The organism is Diaphorobacter aerolatus, assembly GCF_014489535.1.
Lineage (GTDB): Bacteria > Pseudomonadota > Gammaproteobacteria > Burkholderiales > Burkholderiaceae_C > Diaphorobacter_A > Diaphorobacter_A aerolatus.
On the sequence record NZ_CP060783.1, the window covers coordinates 1,860,663 to 1,879,111 of the forward strand.

The following is an 18,449-nucleotide window of genomic DNA, read 5'->3' on the forward strand; positions in this document are numbered from 1 at the left end:
CCTGCGGTGGCAGGAGCGACACACGGGCACCACGCAGCTCCAGTCACCGCTCCCGCAAGGCCTCGCGTCCCTTGTTGAACGGCTTGATCAAATATTGCATGACCGTCTTGCTGCCGGTAAGAATTTCCACCGACGCAATCATCCCCGGACTGATCGGGAATACCTTGTCATCCCGTTTGAGGTGATCCGCCTCGGTGCGCAGAAACACGCGGTAGTAGTACTGGTCGCGCTTCACGTCATCCTGGATGGTGTCCGGCGAAATCGTCACCACCTTGGCGGGCAGGCCGCCGTAGATCGCGTAGTCGTATGCCGTGACCTTTACCGTTGCCGACTGTCCCGGGCGGATGAAGGCCACGTCGCGCGGCGATATGCGCGCCTCGATCAGCAGCTTCTCGTCGAGCGGAACAATCTCCATGAGCTTGCCATTCGGGGGAATCACGCCGCCGACCGTCGTGATCGCGATGTCCTTGACCACGCCGCGCACGGGCGATGTGAAGGTCAGGCGGGTCAGCGCGTCTGCACGCCCGCGCGTCACCTGCCGCAGCGATTCGATTTCCGCATTGGCCTTGGCCAGTTCCTCCCGCGCCTTCACCAGGTATTGGCTGCGCGCTTCGGCAATGCGCGTCACCAGATCGTTGGCCTGGCGTTTGAGGCGCAGAACTTCCACATCACTCGCCGCGCCGCGCTGCACCAGCGGTTCGGTCAGCGACAATTCCTTGCGCACCAGCATCAGAGCCTCCTGAAGGCCCGAGACAGTGCCCGCGAGTGCATCGCGCCGCGAACTGTAGAGCGCGGTTTCGGTTCGCACCAGATCGGCATCGCTGCGAACATCGTCGGGAAACTTGAGCGGTGTGTCGTTCACCTCGGCGTAGAGACGCGCCGAGGTCGCCTGCGCCGCGCGCATGCGCACGAGGCTTTCCTGCACGGTGGCCTCGCTTCGGGTGCGATCGAGTTGGGCCAGCACGTCGCCGGCGTTCACGATGTCGCCCTCCTTCACCTTGAGTTCCACGAGAATCCCGCCTTCGAGCGACTGGATGATCTGTTCGCGTGAAGACGGGACCACCTTGCCGACGCCAGTGGACACTTCGGAGAGTTCGAAGAGCGTCGCCCACGCTCCGAATGCCAGCAGAAGCAACGCGACGATCCACACGATCAGGAACGGGAATGGCAGGCCCACACCCTTGCCCGGCGAGTTCACGGGCAACGGCTTGGGCTTGGGCATTCGGGAGCCACCCGTGGCGCGCCTGGCGCCGCCGACGCTCACCTGCTGGACATTCAGCACCGGCTTTGGCAAGGCCGTGGGCGCCATGGAAGTTTCTGCCGCCTGCCCGGCCACCGGCACCTGCGTGTCGCCAAGCGCCGGATCGGTACGTTCGTTCGCATTCACCGCGTCATGCCTTGCCATTTGCCAGTTCCCCCAGTACGTGCTTCTTCGGGCCGTCCATCACCACGCGGCCGTTGTCGAGAACGATGATGCGATCCACCCACTGCAACACCTGCATGCGGTGCGTCGCCACGATCAGCGTGCGCGGCGCAAGCCAGGGCGTGAGCGTGTCGATGACCTGATGCTCGGTCACCTCGTCGAAATGCGCGGTCGGCTCGTCGAGCAGCAGCACCGACGGCTGACGCACGATGGTGCGCGCGAGCAGCAGGGCCTGACGCTGGCCCCGGAGAGGCCCAGCCCGCCTTCGTGGATCTGCTCGTCAAGCCCTTCCGCACGCCCCTGAACCAGCGCCAGACCACCCGACATGCGCAGTGCCTCGATCAACTCGCCGTCGCTAGCCATGGGCCGACCCAGCATCAGGTTCTCGCGGATCGTGCCGTAGAAAAGATTGGCGTTCTGCGCCAGCAGGCCAACGTCGCGGCGAACGTCCTGTGGGTCGATCAATGACAGATCCCGACCGTCGAGGCTCACCGTGCCAGCGTTGGGTTTGTACATGCCGGCGAGGAGTTGCAGCAGCGTGGATTTTCCGGCACCCATGCGGCCCAGCACCGCGATCTTCTCGCCGGGCTTGATGCGCAGGCTGGGCAACTCGAGCGCGGCGCGCATGGCTTCCTCGGAGTACTGAAAGCGCACGCCCATCGTGCGATATGCGCCCTGCACAAACGGCACGTGCACGCGGCGGCTGTCCTCAGGCACATCGACCGGGCGTTCCATGAGCTTGTTCAGCCCGTCGCGCGCCACCTTGGCCTGCTGCCAGCGCGCCAGCAGGCTGGCGATCTGAGCCATCGGCGAGATCATGCGCGAGGACAGGATCGAACTGCCAACCAGCGCGCCCGTCGTCATCTCGCCCTTCATCACGAGATAGCAACCCACGAGAAGCACCACGGCATACACGACGCCCTGGATTTCCTGGGTCCAGGTCATGAGCATGTTAGTCAAAAAGCGCTGGCGCATGCCGATGTCGGCGGACACCATGTTCACGTGGTTCCAGCGATTCTGGAATCGCGGCTCCGCGCGCAGCGTCTTGATGTCGTCGATGCCCTGCACCGCCTCCACCAGCATCGCGTTGCGCAGCGCGGATTCGCGCATGCCGGCGTTCGCAAGTCTGGCCAGTGGTCGCTGCGCGAGCAGCCCGGGCAAAAGCAATAGCGGCAGTGCGGCCAGCGGAATCCAGACGAGTGAGCCGCCGATCAGCCAGAGCACTCCAAGAAACAAGAAGAAGAATGGGAGATCGGCAGCCGCGCCGATGGTCGTCGATGTGAACAGTTCACGCACCTGATCGATCTCCCGGACCTGCGCAATGAAGCTGCCCGTGGATTTTGGCCTCGCGTCATAGCGCAGCCGCAGCGCCCGACCGAAGACCACGTCGGAAATCTGCAGATCGGCGCGCTTGCCAAGGACGTCGATGATGTAGGTACGGCACAGTCGCATGACGAACTCAAACGCGATGGCCAGCATCACGCCGCCGAACAGCACCCACAGCGTGGACTCCGATTGCGAGGGCACGACGCGGTCGTACACCTGCATCGAGAACATCATTCCCGACAGCGCGAGCAGGTTGGCAACGAGCGAGGCAAGCACCACCTCGCCATAGCGATGCCAGTCCTTGAGCGCTACCCGCCAGAACCAGCTTGGTTTCCACGGCTTGATGTACTCGTCAACCCGTGCGTCGGGCACTTCGGCAAGCGGGCGCAGCATGGCCGCGCGCACCACCAGCTTCTTGAGCTCAGCGCCATCCATCGCAGTTTGCGCGCCGTGCTCTCCGCTGAACGCAATGCCTACCTGGTTCTGGGCATCGACCGTGCTGATCACACCCACCCGGCCATCGACAAACTCCACGACGACCGGCAGTCGCCACGCATCGAGCAGCGATGGGTCAAAGCCGGACAGCCGAAGACGCAACCCCATCTGGCGGGCCATGATTTCGAGCAGCGTGTCGAGCGGCGTGCCACGCTCCCACGCGAGCGCGGCACGGGCGTTCTCGGCCGAAGCCCCGATGCCGTAGTGGCGGCCGACCGTCAGCATGGCGTCAAGCCACGCAGCGTACTGTTGAGGTAAATCCATCTGTGATCAACTCCTGGGGCGTTCGCCGAGCGCGCTGCGCACCATGTGGTCTTGTAGAAATGCACCGGCGACAGGTCGTGCATGGTCATCGGCTGCAAACTCACGGAAGCAACTCCATGCCCTGCACGATCTTGTTGTTCAGGCCAAAGAATTCACGCAACCGCCCCGTGGCGGAGACATACTCGAGCCGGTATTGCCAGAGGTCGTGAAGCAGCGCCTGCTCGTCGGCCTCGGCCTGATGGATTTCCTGCTCCGCGTTGAGCAGATCGAGGATGGAGCGCGTGCCCAACTGGTATTGCTCGCGATACAGGTCGCGCACCGAAAGAATGCTTTGCCTTCGGTACTCCACATCGGCAAGCCGCGCCTGCGCGCCCACCGCCAACTCACGCCACGCACGTGATTGATCGCCAGCCTGCAAGAGAACGGTCTCGATGCGCTCGCGCGTGGCCGCTTCTTCGGCAGCAGCAGCCTTGATCTGGGCGTCGTTCGCGCCGCCTTGGTACAACGGCACCGAGAAATTCAACTGCAGCGAATGGTGCACGCCATGGCGCTCATTGGTGCTGGGATTGACCCCCTTCACCGCCTTGTTTCCCGTGGCGTCGAGCGTGATGGTCGGCAGCTTGGCGGCGCGCGTCGCCGCCAACTGCGCCTTCGCAGCCTGGCGCTCGGCCTGCACGATGATGACGTCCGGAAGGAGCTGGAACTCGGGAGTGGCGCTCGCCCACAGGGTCTCGTGCTCAAGTCCTGGAAGCACCTCCACCTGGCGCGTTCCCACCTCTCCCACAAACGTTCGCAGCCTTTGCCGCCACTGCGCCAGTTCGGAGGACATCTGGCCGAGATAGGCCCGAGCGCCCTGCGAGCGCGCCCGCGCCTGAATCGGATCGGCCTTGGTGCTAAGGCCGGCGTTGGCGCGGAGTTCGGCAAGTTCAAGCACCTTTTCCACCGCGCTGACCTGCCCCTGCGCGATGTCGGTCAACGCCTGGTAACGATGCACCATCAAAGCCGCCTCCGCAGTGCCACGCGAAATCACATCGATCTGTTTGAGCACCACCGCCTGTTGACGCCTCACCAATGCCTGACTGCGCCCGACCTGGCTGTCGACCTTGCCAAAGTCGTAGAGCATCTGCGAGGCGGACACCGAGGCAATAAGGCTGCTCGCACCGAGACTGCTGGAGTTGCTCGTGCCTGTGCCCATGCCGACGCGCACCTGAGGGTAGTAGCCGGCCTTGGCGTAGTCCACGCCCGCCGCATGTTGCGCCAGCGTGGAAACCGCATCGGTTATGGAGGGGTGTTGCTGCACCGCCAGTTGCACGGCACGCGCCATGGAAAGCACACCAGCGGGAGCGCCGTCCTTGGCCAGAACGCGCGGCGCAGGCGCATCCACCTCGGACGCGAGGCGAGACGGAGCCAACCGTTTGTTCTCGGCCGTGACGGGTGAACTCGATGCCGGAACGCCGCCTTCGCTCTCGGGTGCGTTGGTCATGCGGCCGATGGCACCTGGCGGTGTCGTCTGTCCAGCCGCTTGTTGCTGCGCCTGAGCCAAACCCTGAGTCACCACGAACAATATGCCAACCGCCTTACTCCAACGCGACGGACGACACCGCGCATTCATATTTTCCAATTTGATTTCCCTAACCTCAAAAAACTCGCTCCAAAGACCGCCTGCTGCCATTGCGGATCGAGGCGGGTTGCATGGCGCACGCGGCTGTGATCGCCATGGCTACTGCAAGGATTTGCTATCCAAGAGACCGCACGATTTCGTGCAGGACTGGCTTTGTTTGAATTCCCGGAAGACCTCTGGGATCTGGAGAGAAGCAACTGGGTCGCTTTCAAAAGCACCAACAAGTCATGGGTGGGAAGCCGTCACCTGCGCGGTTTCTACGGAATCCAGTGACCCAATGAAAACGGATTACCGCAGGAAGAATTCAGAACTGCCGAGAACCCGCCGTCATTGAATTCACTCAAACACGCACCGTTACTCGCACAGCAAATCGGCATAGACAAAACGCACCTTCCGCCAAATCGCAGAAGGTGCGTTGAAATGAACCAGGGCCTGTTCTCCCAACGCGCGGGAATCGCGTTGTGCAGTCTTGGGACGGGATGGGATGCAAGGCGCGGGCTCGAAGCAAGGTAGGTACCTTGCGAGAGACTGCAACGCCGCAGACCGCCCAAGACTGCGCAGCCCTCCGGGCTTGCGCGACCCCGTGGGTTGGGTGAACAGACTCTAATGATTTAGGAGTATGAAAAGTTGGGTCTTGCGCTGACGCAAGACCCAACCCTTTATTCATCAGACCAGAGAAATCTGATGGTTCGCGAGCAAGGTTGCGAGATCGGTATGCACACCCGTCAACGTGACGAGAGCGGTCGGAGAGAACGCATCGCCCGCGCCATCCCGGTCGATGCTCACGACGGTGTTGCCACCGGAATGCGTGACCGAAAGGTACTGGGCAATGTTGTCTCCCGCATTGATGCTCGCCTCGCCGTTGACGTACTGTGCGGCAAACTTGCCATTCACGGTGGGCGTGTAGCCGACCAGCAGGTCACTCACGTCGATGCGGTCAGCCATCGACGACGCCTCCCAGTCGCCAACCCTGAAGCCGTTCACCGTGTCGCTGCCGTTGCCGCCGGTCCCGTCGCTGGCCGACAGCAACTTGAACATCAGAGTGCTGCGACTGTCAGGATGAACTTGGAAGACTTCGTTGCCCACATGACTGACCAGTTGATCGTTCGCCGCATTGCCACCGACATCAGGCGAGGTCGCAGGCCGCGTTGCAATATGCGAATCAGGCTCCATGTTCGCGCCATCGGCATGCCGCTCGGGGCTCGGGATCGCCGTTGCACTGTCACGCGCATTTCCAGGAGCGACGGACGTGACGTCGTCCACCGCGCCCATCCATTTCAGCGGCGCAGCCAGTTCCGTGCCAGTTCGCGCAGCGCTCGTCAGATGCTGCGGATCTTCAACACCGACAACCTCCGCTTGTGACAGCGGATCAACCAATGGCATTGCCAAAGCTGTCAAGCCAGGTTGAACGCCGTATGTGTAGTTAGGGACACCCCACCATGCCCCATTCCCTGCGGCATCAGCAACCAGTACAGCAAATTCATATCGGTGACTCGTATTTGCGATGAAAGCACTCGCTGGAATCGTAATGCTCCAGTCTCCGTTGCCATGGTTGTCCTTGCTTTCGTAGGTCACACCATTCATAACGACCCTGATTGCATACACAAATCCCCCTGCAGGAACACCTGTTATCCGGGTGTCTATGGTGATATTTCCAGTCGCTTCGTAGGCGTGGATATAGTTATCGCTCGTAACCATGGGTGTCGTGTAGAGAACACTCGTGACGTCAAGGGGTATGGTATCCAGAGTGTATAGATATGGGCTACTTGTTTCACTCGTAATACCGAATGAGTTCACGGCAACAGCCGTCAACGAATGGTTGCCCTCCCCCACTATTGCGGTCGCTACCTGGTAGCTCCAGACACCATCGGCGCCGGCCACCGCACTGCCGATCAGCTTGCCATTGTCATATATCCGCACGGTATCGCCTGCGCCCGCATGACCGGAGATGTATGGTTTGGCGTCATTGGTGATCCCACCGTTGGGAATGATGCCTTGCAGTATTCCCACATCGTCATATATGAAGTCGATATGCGGCGCATCGGGCACCGGTATTATCAGGAGACTGATCGGGTAAAGATTCGAGGCTGCACTTTCCTGCCCCGCTCCATCTGTCGCCGTCGCAGTGAAATTGTGAATACTTTCGACGCCGGCTATCGTCATGAATGGGCCAACCGTCAGGCTCCATGTACCGTCGCTGTTGGTGATCGTCGTTGTTCCCACCTTCGTTCCGTTGTCGTAGATCGAAATGACAGTGCCGGGTGTCCCCGTCCCGCTCAGAGTCGGCGTGGTGTCGTCGGTCTTGGCTCCAGGTTGGACAATGCCCTGAACAGCTCCCACGTCATCCATCACCTTCACGATGATGGGTGCTGCCGGGACGGCGAGCAAATCGAAATGGATCGGTGTACCAAGCGGTCCCAGGTTGCCAGCCGCATCCACCGGCTGTGCTTGCCAACTGTGTGGCCCAACTGACAATGGCAGGCTCGGCTCAAAGCTCCAAGTGCCGTCGGCACGCACATCGGCCACTCCGATCATCACTCCGTTGTCGAACACTCGCACGGTCGAGACGTCTGAAGGGTCTGCCTTTCCGCTGAAGGTGGGCTTGCCGTCATCAGTCTGTCCTCCGGTCTTGATCTCGCCCGTCACAGCGCCGTAGTCATCCCACAGCAGCACGCCGCTCAAGCTATTTCCAGCCGGGGCGTCGGTGTCGACCGCATAGCCTTGATTGGTCGTCTTGTCGGCCGGGTTGCCCGCCGCATCGGTCAGTGTGGCGGTGACTTGCAGCGTGCGGTCAGCATCGGCCACAAGCTCCGAGCCCTGCACCTGCACGCTCCAGCCCGTGCCGTTCAACGTGGCCGTGTAGTGGTTGCCGTTCAGGCTCACCACCACCGTGGTGCTTGCAGCGTCCGCCGGAACACCCGTGATCGTGCCCGTCAAGGTGACCATGCCCTGCGCCTCGACCGCGTTCACCACCCCGTCCGCCGTCACCGGGTCCACGTGGATGACCACGTTGCTCATGTCCGGTGCCGTGGTGTCCAGCTGCACGCTGAAGGGCGCGCTTGCTGCGCTCTCGTTGCCTGCCGCATCCACCGTGGTGGCTGTGAAGACGTGTTCGCCATCCGAGGTGAGCTGGTGTGCCTCGTCCAGTGTGTACGACCAGGTGCCGTCGGGGCGCACGTTCGTCTTGCCCACAAGCAGGCCGTCCACATAGATGTTCACCCGCTCGCCTGCCGTGCCCGTGCCGATCAGCGTCGGCGTCGTGTCGTCCGTGACATCCCCGCTCGCTAGGTTGCCCTGCCTGTCGCCCACGTCATCAATGCCCTTGCCGATGACGGGGGCCGGCGAGGCGGTCGTGTCCACCGTGACCGTATAGTCCTGCGTCACCGTGTGGTTGGCCGCGTTCGTTGCCTGCACGCTATAGGTGTGCTGGCCGTCGCTCTGGTCTGCGAGCGTGATGCTCCAGTGGCCTGCCGCGTCCGCCGTGGTCGTGCCCACCAGGGTTGCGCCGTCATAGATCGCAACGCTGGCGCCCGCCGTCGCCGTGCCCACGAACGTGGGGGTGGCGTCGTTGGTGAGTCCTCCATCGGCAATCAGCTCCAGCGCCGCCTGCGCGTTGTCCTCCACGCGGGTGATCGTGAGCTCCAGTGCGCTCGTGTCCACCGTGAAGTCCAGCGGCGCACTCGCGTTGCTGGTGTTGCCCGCCGCGTCGGTCGCGGTCGTGGTGATGCTGTGCGCTCCCTCGCCCAGGCCCGTGGCCGGGGTGAAGCTCCAGGTGCCGCCCGGCTGCACCGTCGTCTCACCGATCTTCACGCCGTTGTCCAGGATCGTGATGGTCTCGCCCGCCGTGCCACTGCCGCTCAGCGTGGGGGTGGCATCGTCGGTGGTGTCGCCCTGCGTGATCGCAATGACCGCACCGCCTGCGTTGTTCACGTTGTCCGTGGCATGCACGGTTTCAGGTGCGTCAGGTGCCACGGTGTCCACGGTGAGCGGGTAGCCGCCCGTGTGCGCGCTCTCCACGCCCGCCGCATTGGTGGTGGTCGCCGTGAGGACGTGATCGCCATCACCCAGCGCGCTCAACTCCACGCTCCATTTACCGTCGGGCTGCACCGTGGTGCTGCCCACTTCCCTCGCGCCGTCGTAGATGGTCACGATGGTGCCGGGCGTGCCGCTGCCGCTGACCACCGGGGTGGCATCATCGGTCACTCCGTCCTTGGGGATCGCACCCGTGATCGTGCCTTCGTTGTCCTGCACGCCCGTGATGGCCGGCGCAGCAGGCGCCACTCCATCGAACATGAAGCCGATCTCACCCGTCTCCGAGCCAATGTTGCCAGCCGCATCCACCGGCCGCAGCGTGAAGATGTGGTCCCGGCCACTGATCGCGTTGTCCGGCGACACGCTGAACGTGCCGTCCGGGTTCACGACAGCCGTGCCGATCACCACGCCGTGGTCCAGCAACTCCACCTTCGTCACGCCTTCGGCAGCGATGCCGGTGTAGGTGGGCGTGGCATCGTCCGTCGTGCTGCCCCATCCAATCGGGCCAGTGACCGCCCCTTCGTCGTCCATCAGCGAAAGGTTTGTGAGGCAGCCGTCTGCCGGTGCCGCAGCAGCCACCGTATAGCCTTGATTGGTCGTCTTGTCAGCCGGGTTGCCCGCTGCATCGGTCAGTGTGGCGGTGACTTGCAGCGTGCGGTCAGCATCGGCCACAAGCTCCGAGCCCTGCACCTGCACGCTCCAGCCCGTGCCGTTCAACGTGGCCGTGTAGTGGTTGCCGTTCAGGCTCACCACCACCGTGGTGCTTGCAGCGTCCGCCGGGACACCCGTGATCGTGCCCGTCAAGGTGACCATGCCCTGCGCTTCGACCGCGTTCACCACCCCGTCGGCCGTCACCGGGTCTACGTGGATGACCACGTTGCTCATGTCCGGTGCCGTGGTGTCCAGCTGCACGCTGAAGGGCGCGCTTGCTGCGCTCTCGTTGCCTGCCGCATCCACCGTGGTGGCTGTGAAGATGTGTTCGCCATCCGAGGTGAGCTGGTGCGTCTCGTCCAGTGTGTACGACCAGGTGCCGTCGGCGCGCACGTTCGTCTTTCCCACAAGCAGGCCGTCCACATAGATGTTCACCCGCTCGCCTGCCGTGCCCGTGCCGATCAGCGTCGGCGTCGTGTCGTCCGTGACATCCCCGCTCGCCAGGTTGCCCTGCCTGTCGCCCACGTCATCAATGCCCTTGCCGATGACGGGGGCCGGCGAGGCGGTCGTGTCCACCGTGACCGTGTAGTCCTGCGTCACCGTGTGGTTGGCCGCGTTCGTTGCCTGCACGCTATAGGTGTGCTGGCCGTCGGTCTGGTCTGCGAGCGTGATGCTCCAGTGGCCTGCCGCGTCCGCCGTGGTCGTGCCCACCAGGGTTGCGCCGTCATAGATCGCAACGCTGGCGCCCGCCGTCGCCGTGCCCACGAACGTGGGGGTGGCGTCGTTGGTGAGTCCTCCATCGGCGATCAGCTCCAGCGCCGCCTGCGCGTTGTCCTCCACGCGGGTGATCGTGAGCTCCAGTGCGCTCGTGTCCACCGTGAAGTCCAGCGGCGCACTCGCGTTGCTGGTGTTGCCCGCCGCGTCGGTGGCGGTCGTGGTGATGCTGTGCGCTCCCTCGCCCAGGCCCGTGGCCGGGGTGAAGCTCCAGGTGCCGTCCGGCTGCACCGTCGTCTCACCGATCTTCACGCCGTTGTCCAGGATCGTGATGGTCTCGCCCGCCGTGCCGCTGCCGCTCAGCGTGGGGGTGGCATCGTCGGTGGTGTCGCCCTGCGTGATCGCAATGACCGCACCGCCTGCGTTATTCACGTTGTCCGTGGCATGCACGGTTTCAGGTGCGTCAGGTGCCACGGTATCCACCGTGAGCGGGTAGCCGCCCGTGTGCGCGCTCTCCACGCCCGCCGCATTGGTGGTGGTCGCCGTGAGGACGTGATCGCCATCACCAAGCGCGCTCACCTCCACGCTCCATTTACCGTCGGGCTGCACCGTGGTGCTGCCCACTTCCCTCGCGCCGTCGTAGATGGTCACGATGGTGCCGGGCGTGCCGCTGCCGCTGACCACCGGGGTGGCATCATCGGTCACTCCGTCCTTGGGGATCGCACCCGTGATCGTGCCTTCGTTGTCCTGCACGCCCGTGATGGCCGGCGCAGCAGGCGCCACTCCATCGAACATGAAGCCGATCTCACCCGTCTCCGAGCCGATGTTGCCAGCCGCATCCACCGGCCGCAGCGTGAAGATGTGATCCCGGCCACTGATCGCGTTGTCCGGCGACACGCTGAACGTGCCATCCGGGTTCACGACAGCCGTGCCGATCACCACGCCGTGGTCCAGCAACTCCACCTTCGTCACGCCTTCGGCAGCGATGCCGGTGTAGGTGGGCGTGGCATCGTCCGTCGTGCTGCCCCATCCAATCGGGCCAGTGACCGCCCCTTCGTTGTCCATCAGAGCAAGGCTTGTGAGGCTGCCTGCAGGTGGCGGCTCTGTGTCGAATGCTTGCTCAGCATTGGCCGCCGCAGTGGGGTTGCCCGCAAGATCATGAGCCGCTGCTGCGGCAACGCTGATCGAAATGATGCCCGTTGCGCCGACCGGTGGCGTCACCTGCAGCGTGTAGACAGTTGGAGACACTTGGGTGAACTGTCCGGCGATGCCGCCTTGAATCGCGATATCGCTCGCATCGAATCCCTCCACCGCCTCGCTGAACGTAAAAGTGAAGGTGACAACGCCATCCTTGCCGACAATGCCAGCGACGTCGTCGGTAATCAAGAGCGTGGGTGCCAAGGCATCGACGATAGTCGTTGCTTCGCCACTGGTGTTGCCCGCTGAATCAGTTGCAGTCGCGGTAATGACGTTGCCGTCATTCAGGTTGCCCGGATTTGGGACCTCAAAGCTGCCATCTGCTCCAGCAGTGACCGTGGCGGTTGTTTCGTCGGGGAACGTCACCGTCACCGTTGAACCAGGTTCCGCGTGGCCAGTGATGGGATTGGTCGCACCCACAGGATCAATGGTCGGAATGGTCGGAGCGAGCGCATCGACGATTGCGGACCCTTCGCCGCTGGTGTTGCCCGCAGCATCGGTTGCGGTGACGGTGATGACGTCTCCATCATTGAGACTACCCGGGTTCGCCACTTGGAAGCTGCCGTCTGTTCCTGCAGTGACCGTAGCCGTAGTTTCATCGGGGAAGGTCACCAACACCGTCGAGCCAGGTTCTGCATGACCGGTGATCGGGTTAGACGCTCCGACAGGATCAATGGTCGGGACGTTCGGAGCGAGCGCATCGACGATGGCCGACCCTTCGCCGCTGGTGTTGCCTGCAGTATCGGTTGCAGTGACGGTAATGACGTCTTCGTTATTGAGGTTACCCGGGTTCGCCACTTGGAAGCTGCCGTCTGTTCCTGCAGTGACCGTAGCCGTAGTTGCATCGGGGAAAGTCACCAGCACTGTCGAGCCAGGTTCTGCATGACCGGTGATCGGATTGGTCGCTCCGACGGGATCAATGGTCGGAATAGTGGGCGCGATTGCATCGACGGTAGCTGTTGCTTCGCCACTCGTGTTACCTGCGGCATCGGTTGCGGTTGCAGTGATGAGGTCACCGTCGTTGAGATTGCCCGGATTCGGTACTTCAAAACTACCGTCTGTTCCTGCGGTGACTGCTGCCGTTGTGCCATCAGGGAAAGTCACCGTCACCATCGAGCCCGGTTCGGCGTGACCGGTGATTGGATTGGTCGCACCCACAGGGTCAATGGTCGGAATGTTCGGAGCAAGCGCGTCGACGATGGCAGTCCCTTCGCCGCTCGTGTTACCTGCAGCATCAGTGGCAGTTGCCGTGACTATGTCGCCGTCGTTAAGGTTGCCCGGGTTTGAAACCTCGAAGCTTCCGTCTGACCCTGCAGTGACCATGGCTGTTGTTTCATCGGGAAAGGTCACGGTGACCTTTGAGCCAGGCTCGGCATGGCCTGTGATCGGATTGGTCGCTCCGACGGGGTCAATGGTCGGAATAGTGGGCGCAATTGCATCGACGTTGACCGTCGCTTCACCACTGGTGTTACCTGCAGGATCAGTGGCGGTGGCTGTGATCACGTCGCCATCGTTGAGGTTGCCCGGGTTTGGAACCTCGAAGCTGCCGTCAGTGCCCGCGGTGACCGTAGCTGTTGTTTCGTCCGGGAAGGTCACAGTGACCGTTGAGCCAGGCTCGGCATGGCCCGTGATCGGATCCGTTGCACCGACAGGATCAATGGTTGGAACACTGGGCGCAATTGCATCGACCGTAGCCATCGCTTCGCCACTGGTATTACCTGCGGGATCCGTTGCGGTCGCCGTGATGATGTCGCCATCGTTGAGATTGCCAGGATTCGGCAATTCAAAACTGCCGTCCGCTCCCGCAACTACCGTTGTGGTCGTTTCATCGGCAAACGTCACCGTCACTGTTGAGCCAGGTTCTGCATGGCCTGTGATGGGATTGGTGGGACCGACAGGATCAATGGTCGGAACACTGGGCGCGACTGCATCAACGATGGCAGTCCCTTCGCCGCTCGTGTTACCTGCAGCATCGGTAGCGGTTGCCGTGATCACGTCGCCGTCGTTAAGGTTGCCCGGATTTGGGACCTCGAAGCTGCCGTCTGGTCCTGCAGTGACCGCAGTGATTGTTTCATCCGGGAAGGTCACGGTCACGGTTGAGCCAGGTTCGGCATGGCCTGTGATCGGATCGGTTGCCCCGACAGGATCAATCGTCGGAATGTCCGGAGCGAGCGCATCGACGACGGCAGTCCCTTCGCCGCTCGTGTTACCTGCGGCATCGGTTGCAGTTGCCGTGATCACGTCGCCGTCGTTAAGGTTGCCCGGATTTGGGACCTCGAAGCTGCCGTCTGGTCCTGCAGTAACCGTAGTAATTGTTTCATCCGGGAAGGTCACGGTCACGGATGAGCCAGGCTCGGCATGGCCTGTGATCGGATCGGTTGCGCCGACAGGATCAATGGTTGGAACAGTGGGCGCGATTGCATCGACGGTAGCCGTCACCTCGTCACTGGTATTGCCTGCGGGATCCGTTGCGGTGGCCGTGATGATGTCGCCATCGCTAAGATTACCCGGATTCGGCAATTCAAAACTGCCGTCCGCTCCCGCGACTACCGTCGTGGTTGTTTCATCGGGAAACGTCACCGTCACTGTTGAGCCAGGTTCTGCATGGCCAGTGATCGGATCGGTAGCTCCGACAGGATCAATGGTCGGAACGCTGGGCGCGACTGCGTCGACGATGGCTGTCCCTTCGCCGCTCGTGTTACCTGCAGCATCAGTTGCAGTTGCCGTGAGTATGTCGCCGTCGTTGAGGTTGCCCGGGTTTGGAACCTCGAAGCTGCCGTCATTGCCCGCTGTGACCGTAGCTGTTGTTTCGTCCGGGAAGGTCACTGTGACCGTTGAGCCAGGCTCGGCATGGCCCGTGATCGGATCCGTTGCACCGACAGGATCAATGGTTGGAACACTGGGCGCAATTGCATCGACGGTAGCCGTCGCTTCGCCACTGGTGTTGCCCGCGGGATCAGTGGCGGTGGCTGTGATCACGTCGCCATCGTTGAGGTTGCCCGGGTTTGGAACCTCGAAACTGCCGTCAGTGCCCGCTGTGACCGTAGCTGTTGTTTCGTCCGGGAAGGTCACTGTGACCGTTGAGCCAGGTTCAGCATGGCCCGTGATCGGATCGGTTGCGCCGACAGGATCAATGGTCGGAATAGTGGGCGCGACTGCATCGACGATGGCTGTCCCTTCACCACTGGTGTTACCTGCAGCATCAGTTGCAGTTGCCGTGATGATGTCGCCATCGTTAAGGTTGCCCGGATTTGGAACCTCGAAGCTGCCGTCTGATCCTGCAGTGACCGTAGTGATTGTTTCATCCGGGAAGGTCACGGTCACGGTTGAGCCAGGCTCGGCATGGCCTGTGATCGGATCAGTTGCCCCCACAGGATCAATGGTCGGAACAGCGGGCGCGATTGCGTCGACGGTAGCCGTCGCTTCGCCGCTGGTATTGCCTGCGGGATCTGTTGCCGTTGCCGTGATGATGTCGCCATCGTTCAGGTTGCCGGGATTTGGCACTTCAAAACGGCCATCCGTTCCCGCGGTGACTGTCGCCGTTGTTTCATTGGGAAATGTCACCGTCACTGTCGATCCAGGCTCGGCGTGACCTGTAATCGGATCAGTCGCACCCACAGGGTCTATCGTTGGAATGTTTGGAGCGAGTGCGTCGACGATGACGATCGCTTCACCGCTGGTGTTGCCTGCGGGATCGGTTGCGGTCGCTGTGACGATGTCGCCATCACTGAGATTGCCCGGATTCGGGACTGCGAAACTCCCGTCTGTACCCGCGGTAACCGTCGACGTTGTTTCATCGGGAAAGGTCACGGTCACCGTCGAGCCAGGTTCTGCGTAGCCCGTGATCGGGCCAGTTGCACCGACAGGATCAATGACGGGAACAGCGGGAGCGACTGCATCCACGGTAGCGATCGCTTCCCCGCTTGTGTTGCCTGCCGCATCGGTTGCGGTGGCGGTGATGATGTCACCATCCTTGAGGTTACCGGGATTGGGTACCTCGAAACTGCCGTCAGCGCCCGCAATGACGGTAGTGATTGTTTCATCCGGAAAGGTCACGGTCACCGTTGAACCGGGCTCTGCGTGACCCGTGATCGGATCAGTCGCACCCACGGGCTCTATCGTCGGAATATCAGGAGCGAGCGCATCGACGATGGCGATTGCCTCACCGCTGGTGTTGCCTGCAGCGTCGGTTGCGGTCACGGTGATCTTGTCCCCATCGGCCAGATCACCGGGGTTGGGGACGCTGAAGCTGCCACTGGGGTCGGCGGTCACGGTGTCCTTGGAGCCATCCGGATAAGTCACGGTCACGGTCGAACCGGGTTCTGCATGGCCGGTGATGGGGTGGGTCGCGTTCACAGGATCGATGTCTGGCACGCTAGGCGGTGTCGTGTCTACGGGCTGCACATCCACCTCTACCGTAGTTTCGCCGCTGGTGTTGCCAGCAGGATCGGTGGCGGTCACCGTGATCTTGTCGCCATCCTCGAGCCCGCCGGGGTTCGGTATGACGAAACTGCCGTCCGGACCTGCCACCGCGGTGTCTTTCGAGCCGTCGGGAAAAATCACGGTCACGGTCGATCCAGGCTCAGCGCTGCCGGTAATCGGCTCGTTCGGATCGACCGGATTCACGCTGGGAAGGTCCGGCGCAACGGCATCCACGATGACCGTCGCTTCACCGCTGATGTTGCCTGCGGGATCGGTAGCCGTGACGGTGATCTTGTCTTCGTGGTTGAGATCACCGGGGTTGGGTACCGTGAAGCTACCATCAGGTTTCGCCACGGTAGTCCCAGTTGAGCCGTCGGGATAGGTCACCGTCACCGTGGAGCCGGGCTCGGCATGTCCGGTGATGGGATCATTGGCATTCACCGGATCGACCGTTGGCACCGCCGGAGCGGCGGCATCCACCGTGGCGATTGTGCCGGCGCTGACGTTACCCGCCTGATCGATTGCAACCGCTGTAATCGTGTCTCCATCCGCGAGACCGGGATTCGCCACGGAAAAGCTGCCATCTGCACCGGCTACCGTGGTGGCAGTACTTCCATCGGGAAACGTCACCGACACCGTCGCTCCGGGCTCGGCATGGCCGGTGATCGCATCGTGACCGTTGACCAGATCCAGGATCGGCGCGGCAGGTGCCACCGCATCCACTGTCACTACCGTCGGCTCACTGATGCCCCGCTCGGGTCGGCGGCAGTCACCGACACCTTGTCACCATCGTGCAATCCGGGATTGGGCACCTTGAACTTGCCGTCGGCCCCAACTACAGCGCTAGCCGTTGTTCCATCTGGAAAGGTCACGGTCACCGTCGAGCCCGGCACGGCCATGCCGGTGATCGCGTCGGTTCCGTTCACCGGATGAACGTTCGGAGGAGGTGGTTTGACCGTTGGCCCATCAGAGCCGCCAGAGCCGCCGGAGCCCGAGGCCGCAGCAGCCAGACCGCCCACGCCCCCACCCAAGCCCAGCACCAGCGGGAGCATGCCGTTGTCACCCTCCGTCAACAAGGACTCTATGGAATGGAGGTTGGAGTAGCTATACGCCACAGGACCTTCGCCAGATGCGAAATCCACGAGCCATAGACCTTCCTGATCGTCGTTGAGCACCAGGTTGCTCGCATCGCCTCCGAGTTGGGCGAAGAAATCTTGAACCGTGATGACCTCCCCGCTTTGCAGCTTGAGTATCAGATCATTGCCGACGCGAATCATTTCCTCGACATCCTCGCGCGTGACCCCGACCTGAACGACCGACGCATCGGACAAACGAAACTCCGCTGGCATATCGGATTTGGAAACGGCTGTCTTTTTGGAAACGACGACGATTTTCACATTAGCTACTAAAGAAGACATAGATATACTCAATTTAGGAAATTTAAATAGACGTGCTTATTTGCCGAAAATTCGGCGTAGCAAAAACGATTGGGTGAATCAAACTGCGAACTCCGGCCTGTGCCAAGCCTCCCCGCTCGCTTAAAGAGGAAATTCGATCAACTCAACTGGGATTAATTTCAAACATTCCATACCGCGAATGCAGGAACGTACACAGATTAACCAGACCCATTCCTGAACGACTGACAAATCTCAAGCCTTGGAGTAACCAAAGGAATGGCTAAGAATCATTGACATATTTCCGAATCAGTTAACATTGGTTAACAAACAATTTGCCTTGGACTAAGACTGGCGACACGAATGATTATCGCTAGTGCTCGCCAAGGTGAAATCGATCACCAATTGATTCTCCAACCAAGAGCAGCAATGCAAACAAGAAAATCAATCGCTCTCCGAAAAATATTTTCACCGTCAGATAATTAACTGTTTGTAGTCGGGTCTGGTCAAATTCTTTCGACCACATTAACAACCGGCATTCGATTGATATGGCATTTATAGCAGATATATGCCCAACCGATAATTCAAAATATTCCAACTGCATGAAAAGCAGAAACTATGAAATATCGAACGCTGCCGCTACAAAGCGGACGGCACGAATTATAGTGCTGGGTCTGCAGATTGAATTTCAGAAACGAATTTCCACAATCGTCACCAGAGTATCGCCATAAGAACTGGTTACGCGAAGTTATGGAATTTTTAATATAAATCAACTCACCTCAAAATCGAACTGAATTATTTGATTGCATTTGTCGCGTAATGCAAAGGGATATACCCAATCGCGGGTTCTTGCCTGTCACCGCGAATTCAGGCAACCAAGGTAGTTGCTGCAATATGCAATTTCGAGCGG

The 18,449-nt window shown here is 61.3% G+C and carries 6 protein-coding genes; all 6 read right to left on the reverse strand.

Features of this window, described 5'->3' with window-relative positions:
• Positions 1-43 precede the first annotated feature (43 nt).
• Positions 44-1,405 carry an HlyD family efflux transporter periplasmic adaptor subunit gene (locus H9K75_RS08605; protein WP_226858611.1) on the reverse strand — a complete coding sequence of 454 codons (1,362 nt, stop codon included), beginning with the start codon at positions 1,403-1,405 and terminating at the stop codon, positions 44-46.
• Positions 1,392-1,631, reverse strand: a complete 240-nt coding sequence (locus H9K75_RS24705; protein WP_264293993.1) for a hypothetical protein — start codon at positions 1,629-1,631, stop codon at positions 1,392-1,394. Before H9K75_RS24705 ends, H9K75_RS08605 begins: the two co-directional genes overlap by 14 nt.
• Positions 1,574-3,508: an ABC transporter transmembrane domain-containing protein gene (locus tag H9K75_RS08610; RefSeq protein ID WP_264293994.1), complete on the reverse strand. Its 1,935-nt coding sequence runs from the start codon at positions 3,506-3,508 to the stop codon at positions 1,574-1,576. Before H9K75_RS08610 ends, H9K75_RS24705 begins: the two co-directional genes overlap by 58 nt.
• A 100-nt stretch (positions 3,509-3,608) precedes the next feature.
• Complete coding sequence (locus tag H9K75_RS08615; protein ID WP_187725448.1) at positions 3,609-4,991, reverse strand: TolC family protein; 1,383 nt, start codon at positions 4,989-4,991, stop codon at positions 3,609-3,611.
• An 804-nt stretch (positions 4,992-5,795) separates the two neighbouring features.
• Positions 5,796-16,874 carry an Ig-like domain-containing protein gene (locus H9K75_RS08620; RefSeq protein WP_187725449.1) on the reverse strand — a complete coding sequence of 3,693 codons (11,079 nt, stop codon included), beginning with the start codon at positions 16,872-16,874 and terminating at the stop codon, positions 5,796-5,798.
• Positions 16,874-17,563, reverse strand: coding sequence for a BapA/Bap/LapF family prefix-like domain-containing protein (locus H9K75_RS08625; protein WP_187725450.1), 690 nt, complete (start codon positions 17,561-17,563; stop codon positions 16,874-16,876). The genes H9K75_RS08620 and H9K75_RS08625 overlap by 1 nt, the downstream gene beginning before the upstream one ends.
• Positions 17,564-18,449: the final 886 nt, after the last annotated feature.